Below are 15169 nucleotides of genomic sequence, written 5' to 3' on the forward strand. Positions count from 1 at the left end.
CTATAATGCGCGATTATTGCACTTCGCCAATTGTTATCTTCCTAGATTGCAGATATTGCTAGCCACTTTATATGGCTTGGGCAGAAGTCGGGTATTTTTCAAATAGACACTTAAGCCTAGAGGGCTGCATGTCTTTATTTTAAGTTGGATAATTAGTTTATGTCAGTTAGACAGATCAATCGTACCTTCTCAATTGCGCCAATGCTGGATTGGACCGACAGACATTACCGCTACTTTGCGCGTTTGATGTCTTCTCAGGCGCTACTGTATACCGAGATGGTGACAACCGGCGCTATTTTGCATGGACGAGGTGATTACCTAGCTTATAACGAAGAGGAGCACCCGCTTGCGCTGCAACTTGGTGGATCAAATCCGGTCGATCTAGCGGCTTGCGCCAAGCTGGCCGCGCAGCGTGGTTATGATGAGGTTAACCTTAATGTCGGCTGCCCATCGGATAGAGTGCAGAACGGTCGTTTTGGTGCTTGCCTTATGGCTGAACCTGAGCTCGTTGCCGAGTGCGTATCGGCGATGAAGCAGGTGGTAGATATTCCAGTTACGGTGAAAACCCGTATCGGTATCGATGAACAAGATAGCTATGAGTTTTTGACTCAGCTTATCGACACGGTGAAAGCCGCGGGTTGTGAAGAGTTTATCGTCCATGCCCGTAAGGCTTGGCTGCAAGGCTTGAGTCCAAAAGAAAATCGCGAGATCCCACCATTAGATTATGAGCGTGTTTATCAGCTTAAGCGTGATTACCCGGAGCTAAATATCTCGATTAACGGTGGCGTAAAGACTCTAGAGGAGTGTCAGAGTCATCTGCAACACCTAGATGGAGTCATGGTTGGCCGTGAAGCCTATCAAAACCCCTATATCTTGGCTGAAGTGGATCAGAAGTTGTGCGGTATGGATACGCCTGTGATCAGCCGAGATGCCGTTTTGGAGAAACTACTTCCTTATATCGAGAAACACCTGCAACAAGGTGGCCGCTTGAATCATATCACCCGTCATATTATTGGGCTCTACCAAGGCCAGGTCGGTTCACGAGTATGGCGCCGTTATTTAAGTGAAAACGCCCATAAGCAAGGCGCTGGAATCGAAGTCATTACTCAAGCTAGGGCTGAGATGGACTCGGTTGTTAGTCTGTAATAGACCGAGTTTAGTGAAATTCACCAGAGCATGGTGAGTTTCACTAATTTCTTTTTGTGTTCAAACATTGTTCAGTTCCCCATAAAAACCTTCACAGCAAAATACTCTTGTAAAACATAATCTTAATAACTTTTTTGAAAGTTGGCACACCGATTGTATTAGTTAACGTGTAATTAAGAATTCTGTAATTCAGAACTTTTTTTAGAACGATGCAATTAGGCGAAACTCGAAAAGGAATCCATTATGTTTAACTCTACTGTATTAAAAACCGTTAAAGCTTCAGTGTTTACTGCTCTACTTCTTGGTACAAGTGCGACTGTCCATGCTGAAACCTCTCTTGTTAGCGAAGTCGCTAATAATATCGAGCAAAATATTTCCGCTCAGATGCAAGATATGATGACTAAGGCTCAGACTGAGTTAAGTCTTTCTATTCAAGCTCAGATGTCTGAAATGTTGTTTGATATGGAAAGTGAACAGCAGACCACTAACGAGCAGCTTGCTGCCGAAAACAAAGAGCAACCATTAGTAACTAGTGCGGTAGTTAAGGATTAATTATGTTGTTCTTAGCTCAGTTTATGGCTCTGCTGCTATTGCCCGTTGTGAGTTTAGTTATGTTTGCCTGTCTGGTGTGTTCATTAGAGTGGCACAAGTTAGAAGATTAATTGAAAAGGAAGTTAGTCATGGTTGATTTTGTAGAACGTTTAAAAGACCCGCGCTCATTAGTTTGTGGTGTTAGTGCGGCAATGGCCGATAAGTTTGACTGGTCTTGCATGTGGACACGAGTGGTGTGTGCGGTGGCTATATTCTGTAACCCTGCTATGGGCTTATTGACCTATTTTGTATTGGCCTTAGTGTTACCTAAGTGGGAAAAGCCCTATTAATGCTGACGCTTTATAATAATGACAAAGAGGGAAATTGGATGAAAGTGCTAACTACCTTGAAAGGCATCGCCTCAAATTGTTATCAAGCGCATCAACATGCTGTGGTAATCGCAATAAAATGCGGATGCTAAAAACAACCTCTAGCATCCGTACTCAGTCTCTCGTACGAGACAGTATTAACGCTTTAAAAACGCAGCAAACCTTGCTTTAGCTTCTTCACTTGCCAGTCGAGCTTCAAATTCGACAAGCTCTTTTTTCATCTGCTCCCGCACCTCTTCTCTGTTATAGCGGATTAACTTCTTGGTTGTTTGTAGCGATATCGGTGGCAGAGCCGCTAATTTATGTGCGCGCTCCAAGGCAAAGTCGAAGATCGTTTCACTGTCGACAATCTCATTAATCAAGCCATAGGAGTGCGCCTGAGTTGCATTAAAGCTTTCGCCCAGCATTAAAAGCTCGCTTGCCTTGGCTTGACCAACAACCTGAGGTAAAAGTAGGCTTGCGCCAGCCTCAGGAACTAAAGCCAGTTGCACGAAAGGTAGCTGAAATTTAGCGCTGTTATCGGCATAAACCAGATCGCAATGCAGTAGCATGGTCGTGCCTATTCCTACCGCGGCGCCAGTGACCGCAGCAACGACAGGTTTTTTTAGATCCAGTAGACAGAAGAGAAAGCGAAACGCCGGATGATCGGCACCTAAACCGCTATTTTGTAAGAAGTCGGCGACATCATTACCCGAAGTAAAACAATCTGCTTGGCCGCGAAACATAAAGGCTAGAATTTCATTGTCCGACTCGCCTTGGATAAGGTATTCTGTTAGCTGTGTATACATTTGTAGGTTAAGCGCATTGCGCTTATCTGGACGATTAAACGTAATAATACGTACCCCATTATCGTCCTTAACCTGAATCGTACTCATTCGTTATGTCCTCATTCTACGAATTGGGTTTACATGGAGTTTAAGACATTGAAGCTAATATTCAAACGATTGTTTAACTTGGTGCTATTAAGTAGCTTTTCTTTCACGGCTTATGCTCAAGTCGTGCTCGTCGATGGTTACGTGCGCGCGATGCCCCCAACAGTGCCTAATAGTGCCGCCTATATCACGGTTGAGAATCATGGTGATGTAACCCGTTTAGTGGCTGTCGAGGCTCCTTTTGCCAAAGAGGCACAGCTCCATACGCTGATTGAAGAAGATGGCATGATAAAAATGCGCCAAGTCGATGGCTTTGACATAGACTCACATGGAAGCTTAGTGCTGTCTGAGTCTGGAAACCATATTATGCTGATGGGCTTAAGCTCTCCTTTAGTCATCGACTCTATGCTCAATATGACATTAATATTTGAAGATGGCACAGAGCAAGAAATAAGCCTGCCCGTTAAAAAGCAAGCACAGCAAAGTGATGCCGGGCATCATCACCATCACCATTAAGGAGTCATTACAATGCAAGTGACATGGAAGAAAGCCCTAGCCGTTGTTGGTTTCGTTTTCCTCATTGGTTATTTTATTAGTGTGTGGTGGAGCGTTGAGCCCGATCCAATAGAGCAAACGGCCTATACACTGGAAAATGAGCAGAAAGTGATTGGCTATGCAACAACCACTTCACTCATTCTTACGATTGAGACGTTATTAGATAAGCCAGGGGGATGGCTTTCAAATGATGTGACTCCGCCATCAGTCTTTATGGATAACATGCCTGCATTTGAGTTTGGAGCCATAGAGCAGACGCGAGACCTAGCGCTGATTATGCGTAAAGAGTTTAGCCGTTCACAGTCACAGTCTACCGCAGATAAAGACCTGTTAGCGGCACATTCAAAGCTCAATATTGAGCATACTAGTTGGTTAGTACCTAGTGCGGAAAGTGAGTATCGTGACGCTGTAAAGCTACTCAAGCTTTATCGCGCTCGTATGATGGCCACAGAAAATCCTGACGCGCAGTTTTACGCCCGTGCCGATAACTTAAATGAGTGGCTAAAAGAGGTGCAAAAGCGCCTCGGCAGTATGTCACAAAATCTGTCTGCAAGTGTGGGGCAGGAGCGTCTAAATACAGACCTTTCTGGTGACAGTGCGGCAAGACAGTCTACACCGGGATTTGGCGCCCAAGAGATCAAAACTAGCTGGTGGAAAATCGATGACGTTTTCTATGAGACTCGCGGCGCTACATGGGCACTGCTGAACTTTATGAAGGCGATTGAAGTCGATTTCGCCGATGTATTACAAAAGAAAAATGCTCAGGTGAGTCTGCGTCAGATTATTCGTGAGCTAGAAGAAACTCAACAACCCGTTTGGAGCCCGATGATCCTTAATGGTTCAGGTTTTGGGGTTGTCGCTAATCACTCTTTAGTGATGGCAAACTACATCTCCCGCGCAAATGCAGCGGTTATCGATCTAACTAACTTATTGACTCAAGGTTAACTATGAAAAAGACGTTATTGGCGTGTGCACTATTAACTTCATTAGTGGGCACTTCTGCTCAAGCTGCTACGGTTGTCGGATTTAAAATTGGTGGTGACTACTGGAAGGCTGATACCAATGGTACTTTTGCTGAAAAGGGTCAACCACAGCAAGAGTTTAACTATGACTCATCTTCTCAAGGCAGTATCTGGGTTGCAGTAGAGCATCCAATTCCGCTAGTTCCAAACGTTAAAATTAGACAAAATAGCTTAGAAGCCGATGGCAAGATGAGCGGTGCTGACTTTAACTATAACGATCATAACTTTATAGGCGACGTAAACAGTACAACCGATCTAAGCAACACTGACTTTGTGCTTTATTACGAGATCTTAGATAACGATATCGTAGCGCTAGATTTAGGTGCGGCTTATAAGAAGATGGACGGTAAATTCCGTGTTGCTGATGCGGGCCACCCAGAGACTAAGGATATCGATAGCGGTATCGTCATGGGGTATATCGATGCGCAAGTTGGCGTGCCGGGTCTTGGCCTATATGGTTTCGCAGATGTGATGATGGGTGTCGATGAGTCAAGTGTTTACGATTACTCATTGGGTCTTGGCTGGAACTTTGATGGCACCGCGCTAGACTACCGCATTCGCGCTGGTTACCGTGACTTTAAATTCGATGTTAATGGCTTCGATGGCGTGACGGCCGATATGCAGTTTAAAGGCTACTTCGCCGGTGTTGAACTTGTTTTCTAATTGCTGAGTTGAGTTTGATACCGTAAATAAAAAAACCGCCATTTGGCGGTTTTTTTATGTCGTTAACTTGGCGCGCTTCAGTAATTACTGAGGTACTTTTAAGCCATTGTTAATCGCTGCGATATCATCTTCATTCAAGGTACCAGCCGCTTGCTTAAGGGCTAGGATTGAGTTGATATAACCATAACGTGCGTCAGAAAGCTTACGCTTCGAGTCGTACAGGTCACGAGTACGGTTTAGTACGTCAACGATCGTACGGGTTCCCACTTCAAAACCGGCTTGAGTTGCTTTCAATGCGCTCTCTGATGAGATCACAGATTGCTCATAAGCACGGATAGAGCTGATAGAAGCACCGACGTTATTGAAGTTGTTACGTACGTCTTTAACCACTTTACGGTGTGTTTGCTCAAGCTTCTCGCTTGCTTCAACATACTGGTATTGTGCCTGCTTAACACGTGAAGAGACCTTGAAACCTTCAAAAATTGGAATACTTAGGGTCACGCCCACAGTGCCGTTATCGAAATCAGGCTTACTGATATCGCCTTGCTCTTGCTCGATACCTTTCTGGTAACCGGCGTTTAAACTTAGTGATGGCATGTGACCCGCTTTATAAAGCGTGATGGTCTCTTCTGCGATATCTTTACCAATACGTGTGGTCATTAAGTCAACACTGTTGGTTTCAGCCATCTTGATCCAATCAGAAGAAGACGCAGGTGCAACAGCTGTCGCTGAGAAACGGTTAGTATCAAGGATATTGATACTCTTATGGTCGATACCTGTGATTTCACGTAGTGCTTCGTAGCTGTTAGCAAGGGTGTTTTCAGCTAGGATTTCAGTTGCGTTTGCCAAGTCATATTGCGCTTGCGCTTCGTGTACGTCAGTAATGGCGGTCAGACCTACAGCAAAACGTTGCTTAGTCTGCTCAAGTTGACGCTCAATGGCGCGTTTTTCAGAGCCTTGGAACTCGTAGTTATCTTTAGCCGTGAGTACGTCAAAGTAAGCATTGGTTACGCGAATAATCAGGCTTTGTAGCGCTGAAGCATATGCTGAGTCTGCTTGAGAAGCGGCTTTTTCTGCTAGGCTTAAGCCAACCCATGCACTGTGATCGTAAATCACTTGGTTTAGGGTCACGCCACCAACAATACCGCTGCTGTCGTCACTTGGATCATTCCAAGCTTTATCGTAACCGATATTGGCACTGATAGTCGGTAGTAGTGGAGCTCGATTTTCTTCAATCTGTTCATACAAGGCATCGCGTTGGGCTTTAGCTTGTAGCGCAACAGGATCGCTGGTCAATGCTTGTTGATATATTTGTAGAAGGTCATCGGCATGAGCTACTTGCGTTGTTGCTGCAAGAGTTAGTGCAGCGCATAGAGAACGGATCTTGAATTTCATTTGCTGTCCTTTTAGACAAAATTCTCCATTGAGGAGCGAATTTAACTTGTTATGTTTAGTCTTGTCTTACAATAACGCACACAGAGTAAGACGGTTTGCGCTTCCCGACGCTTCCCAATACATCTAAACTTAGTGGTTAAATAGTAAAAACGTACAAATTCTAAGTCAACTAAGAAGTGTAACAGTTTTTTTGGCTTATGATTAGTGCTGCTTTCATCATAGTATTAATATTTTAGTTTGGCTCGGTTTCGGCATTAACCCCCTTATAAACAAGCATGTTTAGGAGACGAGATGGATAGCAGATTTAATCGTAATGATGTCCAGTTATTGGGTAAGAAAACCCTCTATAAAGGCTTTTTTAAGATGGATGAATATCGCTTTAAACATCGTCTTTTTAACGGTGGTTGGAGTGATGTGGTCTCAAGAGAAGTATTTGAGCGTGGCCATGCGGTGGTAGTGTTACCCTACGATCCGATCTCAGACCAGGTTGTGTTGATTGAGCAGATCCGTATTCCTGTGCTCGACAGTGGTAAAACCCCTTGGTTACTGGAGTTGGTAGCGGGTATGATCGACTGCGGGGAAACGTCGCTTGATGTGGCTCATCGAGAGCTACAGGAAGAGGCGGGCTTGTGTGCCCAGGCGTTAATGAAAGTAAATGAATTCTTTTCAAGCCCTGGCGGAACCAGCGAGCGTTTTGATTTTTACTGGGCTAAAGTCTCTGCCGCCGAAGCGAAGGGAGTTCATGGCTTAGATCATGAGCAGGAAGATATTCAAGTACATGTTTTAAGCCGAGAAGAAGCGTATCAGATGGTGATTTCTGGGCGAATTGATAATGCATCGACAGTGATAGGTCTGCTATGGCTGCAGTTAAATTATCAAGATATCGTTAAACAGTACGCATAGAGTTAAACAGCTCTTGCGCTGAAAGGAAGTTAAAAAGAGTTAGGATTGAGTTGTGTCAAAAGTGTTGTTAGCTAGAAAATCTAAGTACCAGCCTAATGTCAGCCAGTTTTTGGCGCTGTGTGGGCGCAATTATATGCATATTCAACGTTGGCTCACTCTGGAACCTAGCGAAGGTAAACAGTGGCGGGTTAGAGGGGAGTTTGGTCAATTAGATGTCTGCCTGTTAGAAAACACTAGATATACTCAGTTAGTGCAGATTTCACGCTGTGTAGGTAGCAACGAATGGTTAACTACACCAAAAGTCTCGGTGCGCATCTACCATGATGCTAAATTAGCAGAAGTGTTAACTAGTCAACAGATTTACCAATTACGACCAGTGTATGATTATCCAAATATGCATATGCATCATCGGGATGAAAAGTACCAAGTCAATGCTTTTCTAGAAGAGTTATTGAAGATAGATAACTTAACTAAATTTGTCAGTTGATCTGATCATTGGGTAATTAATTTGCTAAAGACAGCTATCTCTTATTCAATTTCTGAAACCGAGAGTGTGAGAATCGTGCAAGTCACAGATCCTCACCTGTTTGCTGATCCCGAAGCCCAACTACTAGGAGTCAATACGGCTCAAAGTTTAGGGGCTGTGCTTAACACCATCTCTGCAGTTAATTACCCCGCACACTTCATGCTCGCAACGGGTGATATTAGCCAAGACTACTCTAACGAGTCATACCATAGCTTTGTCGAAGCGATAGCTCCTGTAGGCTTACCTTGTCACTACCTGCCGGGAAACCATGACGATCCTCGTATCATGAGTTTGCATATGCAAGGACCTAAGGTGTTTGGTCAAAAGCGAATTTTGGCGGGGAACTGGCAGATCCTTATGCTGGACTCGACGGTAAGAGGGCGGCCAGGCGGACATATGTCTGCTGAGGAGTTTGAGCTTATCGATAGTGCGATAAAAGCCGAGCCCGATCGCTATATACTACTGGTGATGCACCATAACCCGATTCTTACGGGTTGTAATTGGCTCGATCAGCACTGCATGGATAATGGTGAGGACTTTATTGAAAGCGTCGCTCAATACCCGCAAGTGAAGGGATTACTCTGGGGACACGTTCATCAGACTATCGATACTGAGCACGCAGGTCCCCATGGGCAGCTGCACTTGATGGCAACGCCGTCCACCTGTATTCAGTTTAAACCTAAGTCTCCCTATTTTGCCCTAGACGCACAGCAGCCAGGCTATCGTTTGCTGGAACTTAAGTCTGATGGTAGCATTCTGACTAATGTTTACCGTGTGCCAGGTGAAACATTTTCACCCGACAAAGAAGCAGGCGGTTACTAGATAAGACAGACCGCAGTGTGAGGAAGTATGCTGCTATATATACATGGATTTAATAGTTCCCCCCTTTCTGATAAAGGGTTAGTGACAGCACGATTTATCAAGCAAAACTATCCTGACTTACCTTTTTTGCAACCACAATTGCCCAGCGAACCACTAGAAGCGATGGCGCTGTTGATTGATATCGTTGAGAAGGCCAAAGAGCAGGGGCAACCCCTTACTTATATTGGTTCATCGTTAGGTGGATATTTCGCAAGTTATTTGGCGGAAACGTACGGTGGACGCGCAGTTTTAATCAATCCTGCGGTAAAACCTTTCGAACTGTTTGATGAATTCATTGGCACTCAGTACAATCCCTATACGGATGAAACCTACCAAGTTGTTGCTGAACATAAACAGGATGTGGCGCGTTACAATACGCCCGCAATAATCAATCCCGATCGCTTTTATGTATTGTTACAGACCGGCGATGAAGTGCTCGACTATAAACAGGCCGTGCAGAAATATCACTGTTGTAAGCTCTTAATAGAACCCGGTGGTGACCATAGCTTTATTGGCTATGAGGGCCAACTTGCTTCTATCTGTGAATATCTGTTTTCTTGACAAATAGACCCGTAGGGCCGCAACATGGCCTGAATAACAAAATAATATGTGTGCCATGACAAACCAATACACCTCAGATGCTATTGAAGTCCTTAACGGACTCGACCCTGTAAAACGTCGCCCCGGTATGTATACCGATACCTCGCGTCCAAACCACTTAGGACAGGAAGTCATAGACAATAGTGTCGATGAGGCATTGGCGGGGCACGCTAGTCGTATCGACGTTATTTTGCACGCCGACAACTCATTAGAGGTTATCGATGATGGCCGTGGTATGCCTGTCGATATTCATCCCGAAGAGGGGATCCCTGGTGTCGAGCTTATCCTGACTAAGCTACACGCGGGTGGTAAGTTCTCCAATAAAAACTACCAGTTCTCAGGTGGCCTCCACGGTGTGGGGATCTCAGTTGTAAACGCACTCTCGAGCCGAGTCGAAATTACTGTAAGGCGAAATGCCGAAGTCTATCAGATGGCTTTCGAGCATGGCGAGAAAGTCGAAGACCTACATGTAACAGGTACCTGTGGTCGCCGTAATACCGGTACTAGCGTCCATTTCTGGCCAGATGCTAGCTATTTCGACTCGGGCAACTTCTCGATTTCCAAGCTGAGCTATTTACTTAAAGCCAAGGCGGTACTTTGTCCTGGGCTACGGATTAAATTTGTTAATAAGCAGACCAATGAAACCCAAGAGTGGTTTTATGAAAGTGGCTTAGAAGATTACCTAAAGTCATCGGTTAATGGTGTGCAAACACTGCCTGAAGTGCCATTTGTCGGTAGCTTTGCCGGTAATTTAGAGGCGGCGGACTGGGCCATTACTTGGCTACCAGAAGGTGGCGAATACCTTAACGAAAGTTACGTTAACCTAATTCCAACACCGCTTGGTGGTACCCATGTTAACGGCTTTAGACAGGGCTTATTAGAGTCCATGCGTGAGTTCTGTGAGTTCAGAAACTTGATGCCGCGTGGCATTAAGTTGACCCCTGAAGATATCTGGGATCGCAGCACCTTTATTTTATCGATCAAGATGCAAGATCCGCAGTTTGCGGGCCAGACCAAAGAGAAGCTTTCTAGCAGGCAGTGTGCGGCTTTTGTATCGGGCATCGTCCGTGATGCATTCAGTCTTTGGCTGAACACCAATACCGAGCAGGCCGAGGCGCTGGCCGACATGTGCATCAACAATGCACAGAAGCGCTTAAAGGCGGCAAAGAAGGTGGCGCGTAAGCGTATTACTTCGGGCCCAGCCTTGCCTGGCAAGTTGACTGACTGCAGTGGCCAAGATCCGATGCGAGGCGAACTGTTCCTTGTGGAGGGTGACTCTGCGGGCGGTAGTGCTAAGCAAGCACGTGATCGTGAATTCCAAGCGATTATGCCGCTGCGTGGTAAGATTTTGAATACTTGGGAAGTAGATGCTTCTCAGGTATTAGCATCACAAGAGGTACATGATATCTCGGTTGCTATTGGGTGTGATCCCGATAGTGCGGATATTTCAGAGCTTAGATACGGCAAGATCTGTATTCTCGCCGATGCGGACTCGGATGGTCTGCATATCGCGACTTTGTTATGTGCGCTGTTTATGAAGCATTACCGAGTGCTGGTGGAGCAGGGGCATATCTATGTGGCTATGCCACCGCTGTTCCGTGTCGATATTGGTAAAGATGTATTTTATGCCCTCGATGAGGCTGAAAAAGACGGTATTCTTGACAGAATCACCGCTGAAAAAAGGAAAGGAAAAGTCCAAGTTACACGATTCAAGGGATTGGGTGAGATGAATCCACTGCAATTGCGTGAAACCACTATGGACCCAAATACGCGTCGATTAGTGCAATTAACCATAGATGATGCCGAGGATACAATGGCGATTATGGATATGCTTTTAGCCAAGAAACGTTCTGGAGACAGAAAGACTTGGTTAGAGACTAAGGGTGATCTCGCCCAGCTCTAGTCGGTAATGTAAGATTATCATCAGACAAAAGAATAATAATGACGTTTGAAAAGTATCGAAATCGATTAGCCGTTGGGGTATCGCTGCTTTGCGCCCACTTTATACTTAGCTTTAACGCTGTTGCTGCCGACCCTATGATGATCACAGTGTCGAAAGGCTTTGGCTTAACCTTATATGCTTCCGATCTCGGCGATGCTAAACAGCTCGCCGTCGGAGATAATGGCACGTTATTTGTCGGCTCCTATCGGGACGGTACGATTACCGCCTTGGTGGATGCCGATAGTGATGGTCGAGTGGACAAGCGCTATGTGATTGCTAAGGGGCTGGATTACCCTGAGGCGATAGCATTTCATAATGGAGCCTTATACGTCGCAGAAGAGGAGCGTATTTTACGCTTCAACCAGATAGAATCGCGCCTGCGTCGGCCGGGACGCCCAAAAGAGGTTTATGACCGACTACCGGGAAATAGCAAGAAGAGTCGCCGCGCAATGCAGTTTGGCCCAGATGGGCTGTTATATGTAGCCATTGGTGCGCCTTGTAATGTGTGTGAAACCGAGGCGCCATATAGCAGCATCATTGCGATCGATGTTGAAACTGGTGACAGTGAGCAGATCGTCAGTGGTGTGCGTAAGGTGTTGGCCTTCGACTGGGCGATTGAAGATAATCAGTTGTGGTTTGCCGATCTGGGGCGTGATTGGATGGGCGATAACCTGCCGCCAGATGAGATCAATAAGGTCGAGCGTAAAGGCAGCCATTTTGGATTTCCCTATATTCATGCCACCGACGTTATCGAGCCTGCTTACGATAAACCTAAAAACTTGAAAGTGGTGTCGCCGACCTATGAGCTACCGGCTCATGTAGGGGCGAAAGGATTGCACTTTTACCGTGGTACACAATTTCCTGAACGCTTCCATAACCAGATGTTTGTTGCCGAAAATGGCTCTTGGAACCGCTCGAGTAAGGTCGGCTATCAAGTCGTGATGTTAGAGATTAAAGATGGCCAAGTTGCTAAAAGAAGTACGGTAGTGAGTTTTCTAGACGGAGAGTTTCCCGTCGCTAGACCATATGCATTGGTCACGGCACCCGATGGTGCCATGTATATTTCTGATGATCTAAAGGGCAACGTATATCGCTTGTTCTATAAAGAGTCAGCAAAAAATCAGTCACAGGATAATGATTAATGAGTGATGCGATAGATTTAAGCCTTGATGGCGTAGAGCAGATGCCTCTACGCCGCTTCACGGAAGAGGCATATCTGAACTACTCCATGTATGTCATCATGGATCGTGCATTGCCGCACATTGGCGATGGACTCAAGCCGGTTCAACGACGTATTGTCTATGCCATGAGTGAGTTAGGCTTATCGGCTCAATCAAAACATAAGAAATCGGCGCGTACCGTCGGTGACGTGTTAGGTAAATATCACCCCCACGGTGACAGCGCCTGTTATGAAGCCATGGTATTGATGGCGCAGCCATTCTCATACCGTTATCCGCTGGTTGATGGTCAAGGTAACTGGGGTGCCCCTGACGATCCTAAGTCTTTCGCTGCCATGCGTTACACCGAAGCGAGATTGTCTAAGTTTTCAGAAGTGCTACTTAGCGAGCTAGGGCAAGGAACCGTAGATTGGGGCGTCAACTTCGACGGCACCATGAAAGAGCCGTTAGTCCTGCCTGCACGCCTGCCACACATTTTACTCAACGGTATTACCGGTATTGCCGTCGGTATGGCAACCGATGTGCCGCCTCATAATGCCAAAGAGCTGGTGGGCGCCTGTGTTGAGCTACTCGATAACCCTAAGGCGGACTTACCCCGTCTGATGGAGTTTGTTCCTGGTCCTGATTACCCGACAGAAGCCGAGATTATTACGTCTAAAGCTGATATCGCAAAGATCTATCAGACGGGGCGAGGCTCGATTAAGACCCGTGCGGTTTATACCGTTGAGAATGGCGAAGTGGTCATTACTGCACTGCCGCATCAAGCCAGTGGCGGTAAGATTTTAGAGCAGATTGCCAGCCAGATGCAGGCGAAGAAGTTACCTATGGTAACGGACTTGCGTGACGAGTCAGATCATGAAAACCCGGTGCGTATCGTGATCGTACCGCGTTCAAATCGTGTCGATTGCGACCAGATGATGGCGCACCTATTTGCCACCACAGATCTAGAAAAGAGCTACCGAGTAAACCTAAACGTTCTAGGTCTAAATGGCCGCCCGCAGGTTAAAGGTCTGCGTGAATTATTGACTGAGTGGCTCGAGTTCAGAATGACCACGGTCAAGCGCCGTTTAGAGTATCGCTTAGATAAGGTCCTATCCAGATTACATATTCTAGATGCATTGATGATTGCATTTTTGAATATCGATGAAGTGATCGAGATCATTCGTTATAACGATGATCCCAAGGCGGAGCTAATCTCTCGCTTCAACCTTTCGGATAAGCAAGCTGATGCGATTTTAGATTTAAAGTTACGTCATTTAGCCAAGCTTGAAGAGTTTAAGATTAAAGCTGAGCAAAGCGAGTTAGAAGCTGAGCGCGATAAGCTGCAGTTATTGCTAAGTTCTGAACGCCGCATGAAGACCTTGATCAAGAAAGAGTTGATTAAAGATGGTGAAGACTATGGCGACGATCGCCGCTCACCACTGGTTGAGCGCAGCGAGTCAAAAGCGTTAACAGAGCAGGAGTTAGTACCTGCGGAGTCAGTCACCGTCGTGCTGTCTGAGAAAGGCTGGGTGCGCTGCGCCAAAGGCCATGACGTTGATGGTCAGAGTCTCTCCTATAAGGCAGGCGATAGCTTCTTACGTTCCGCTCAAGGCCGCAGTAATCAACCGAGTGTGTTTATCGACACTTCGGGCCGGGCATTCGCCACAGAGACTCATACCTTGCCATCGGCGCGTTCTCAGGGTGAGCCTATCACCACACGCTTTAATTTAGCGCCTGGAGCGACGATGGAGCACTTGCTGTTGTCCGATGAGGAGCAGTGCTATCTATTAGCTTCCGATGCCGGCTACGGCTTTATCTGTGCGAATAAGGACATGGTATCGCGTAATAAGGCGGGTAAAGCCCTGCTGAGTTTGCCTGCTAATGCCAAAGTGCTGTTGCCACAGAAGGTGGATAAGGCAAAATCTCAGTCGATCTTAGCGATTACCAATGAAGGTCGAATGCTGCTGTTCTCTCTCGATGCACTACCGCAGTTGTCGAAGGGTAAAGGTAATAAGATCATTGGTATTCCTGGTGAGCGCGCGAAGAATCGTGAAGAGCTGTTATTACATCTGAATGTGATCCCAGAAGATACCTCTGTCACCCTATGGGCGGGTAAGCGTAAGCTAACCCTAAAGCCGAGTGACTTAGAGCATTACCGTGGTGAGCGTGGCCGCCGTGGTGCTAAGCTACCTCGTGGCCTGCAGCGCGTCGATAGTGTCGAACTTGGTGACGGTGAGCCTGTTATTTAAGCTCGTACAAGACTAAATTACAGTCAGTTGAAAACTAAAAATGCAGCCTAAAGGCTGCATTTTTTATTGGAACGATAGGGGAAGTTAAGCCACTTCGTAATAGTTCGGCTCTATGTCGACTTGATTTTGGATGATCTGAGTCGCCATCTTGGCACACTTTCCACATTGGTTAGCTACACCTAGGCGTTTCTTTACGTCGGCTAACGACATATCACCTTGGCTAACGGCTTCCTTAATCTGTGTATCGGTGATTGCGTGGCAAAGACAAACGTACATTAAATATCATCTCTAAATCGAACATGGCCCGAAGTATAGATGAAAATGATTCTCAATGCTAATAACTCCTGAGTATAGT

At 46.0% G+C, this 15169-nt stretch carries 16 protein-coding genes; 13 read left to right on the forward strand and 3 right to left on the reverse strand.

Features of this window, described 5'->3' with window-relative positions; all coding sequences use genetic code 11:
- The first annotated feature begins 159 nt into the window (after nucleotides 1-159).
- The 3 genes from dusA (at nucleotide 160) to L1D44_RS01660 (ending at nucleotide 2027) form a co-directional block, all read left to right on the forward strand.
- Entirely contained in the window at nucleotides 160-1146 is a 987-nt protein-coding gene (gene dusA, locus L1D44_RS01650; RefSeq protein ID WP_239888557.1) for a tRNA dihydrouridine(20/20a) synthase DusA, read from the forward strand.
- Between the two features lie 243 nt (nucleotides 1147-1389).
- Nucleotides 1390-1698, forward strand: coding sequence for a hypothetical protein (locus L1D44_RS01655; RefSeq protein WP_239888558.1), 309 nt, complete (start codon nucleotides 1390-1392; stop codon nucleotides 1696-1698).
- 128 nt (nucleotides 1699-1826) lie between these two features.
- Entirely contained in the window at nucleotides 1827-2027 is a 201-nt protein-coding gene (locus tag L1D44_RS01660) for a PspC domain-containing protein (RefSeq protein ID WP_202721041.1), read from the forward strand.
- 176 nt (nucleotides 2028-2203) lie between these two features.
- On the opposite strand, the gene L1D44_RS01665 is transcribed toward L1D44_RS01660, so the two are convergent.
- Nucleotides 2204-2941: an enoyl-CoA hydratase-related protein gene (locus L1D44_RS01665; protein ID WP_239888559.1), complete on the reverse strand. Its 738-nt coding sequence runs from the start codon at nucleotides 2939-2941 to the stop codon at nucleotides 2204-2206.
- Nucleotides 2942-2974: 33 nt separating this feature from the next.
- Between L1D44_RS01665 and L1D44_RS01670 the strand changes: the two genes are divergently transcribed.
- The 3 genes from L1D44_RS01670 to L1D44_RS01680 are packed head-to-tail and all read left to right on the forward strand — an operon-like array spanning nucleotide 2975 to nucleotide 5178.
- The gene (locus L1D44_RS01670; RefSeq protein WP_239888560.1) at nucleotides 2975-3454 is read left to right on the forward strand and encodes a copper chaperone PCu(A)C; all 480 of its coding nucleotides are present in this window, start codon (nucleotides 2975-2977) and stop codon (nucleotides 3452-3454) included.
- Between the two features lie 12 nt (nucleotides 3455-3466).
- Nucleotides 3467-4438, forward strand: coding sequence for a DUF2333 family protein (locus L1D44_RS01675; RefSeq protein WP_239888561.1), 972 nt, complete (start codon nucleotides 3467-3469; stop codon nucleotides 4436-4438).
- Nucleotides 4439-4440: 2 nt separating this feature from the next.
- Nucleotides 4441-5178 (forward strand): TIGR04219 family outer membrane beta-barrel protein, encoded by a 738-nt coding sequence (locus L1D44_RS01680; protein WP_239888562.1) that lies wholly within the window; start codon nucleotides 4441-4443, stop codon nucleotides 5176-5178.
- 84 nt (nucleotides 5179-5262) lie between these two features.
- Here L1D44_RS01680 and tolC read toward each other — a convergent pair whose 3' ends face one another.
- The gene (tolC, locus tag L1D44_RS01685; RefSeq protein ID WP_239888563.1) at nucleotides 5263-6573 is read right to left on the reverse strand and encodes an outer membrane channel protein TolC; all 1311 of its coding nucleotides are present in this window, start codon (nucleotides 6571-6573) and stop codon (nucleotides 5263-5265) included.
- A gap of 291 nt (nucleotides 6574-6864) precedes the next feature.
- Between tolC and nudF the strand changes: the two genes are divergently transcribed.
- The 7 genes from nudF (at nucleotide 6865) to parC (ending at nucleotide 14814) form a co-directional block, all read left to right on the forward strand.
- Nucleotides 6865-7476 (forward strand): ADP-ribose diphosphatase, encoded by a 612-nt coding sequence (nudF, locus tag L1D44_RS01690; protein ID WP_239888564.1) that lies wholly within the window; start codon nucleotides 6865-6867, stop codon nucleotides 7474-7476.
- A 52-nt stretch (nucleotides 7477-7528) separates the two neighbouring features.
- On the forward strand, nucleotides 7529-7963 hold the full coding sequence (locus L1D44_RS01695) for a DUF1249 domain-containing protein (protein ID WP_239888565.1): 435 nt from the start codon (nucleotides 7529-7531) through the stop codon (nucleotides 7961-7963).
- 21 nt (nucleotides 7964-7984) lie between these two features.
- On the forward strand, nucleotides 7985-8824 hold the full coding sequence (cpdA, locus tag L1D44_RS01700) for a 3',5'-cyclic-AMP phosphodiesterase (RefSeq protein ID WP_239888566.1): 840 nt from the start codon (nucleotides 7985-7987) through the stop codon (nucleotides 8822-8824).
- Nucleotides 8825-8851: 27 nt separating this feature from the next.
- A complete protein-coding gene (locus tag L1D44_RS01705; RefSeq protein WP_239888567.1) occupies nucleotides 8852-9424 on the forward strand; it encodes a YqiA/YcfP family alpha/beta fold hydrolase in 573 nt (190 codons plus the stop codon).
- 55 nt (nucleotides 9425-9479) lie between these two features.
- Nucleotides 9480-11366, forward strand: coding sequence for a DNA topoisomerase IV subunit B (parE, locus tag L1D44_RS01710; protein WP_239888568.1), 1887 nt, complete (start codon nucleotides 9480-9482; stop codon nucleotides 11364-11366).
- A 134-nt stretch (nucleotides 11367-11500) separates the two neighbouring features.
- Nucleotides 11501-12547 carry a PQQ-dependent sugar dehydrogenase gene (locus tag L1D44_RS01715; RefSeq protein ID WP_239888676.1) on the forward strand — a complete coding sequence of 349 codons (1047 nt, stop codon included), beginning with the start codon at nucleotides 11501-11503 and terminating at the stop codon, nucleotides 12545-12547.
- Entirely contained in the window at nucleotides 12547-14814 is a 2268-nt protein-coding gene (gene parC, locus L1D44_RS01720; RefSeq protein WP_239888569.1) for a DNA topoisomerase IV subunit A, read from the forward strand. The genes L1D44_RS01715 and parC overlap by 1 nt, the downstream gene beginning before the upstream one ends.
- A gap of 84 nt (nucleotides 14815-14898) precedes the next feature.
- Here the strand turns inward: parC and L1D44_RS01725 are convergent, their stop codons facing one another.
- Complete coding sequence (locus tag L1D44_RS01725; RefSeq protein WP_202721028.1) at nucleotides 14899-15090, reverse strand: bacterioferritin-associated ferredoxin; 192 nt, start codon at nucleotides 15088-15090, stop codon at nucleotides 14899-14901.
- Between the last annotated feature and the right edge of the window lie 79 nt (nucleotides 15091-15169).

Source organism: Shewanella sp. Isolate13, assembly GCF_022398325.1.
Classification (GTDB): Bacteria; Pseudomonadota; Gammaproteobacteria; order Enterobacterales; family Shewanellaceae; genus Shewanella.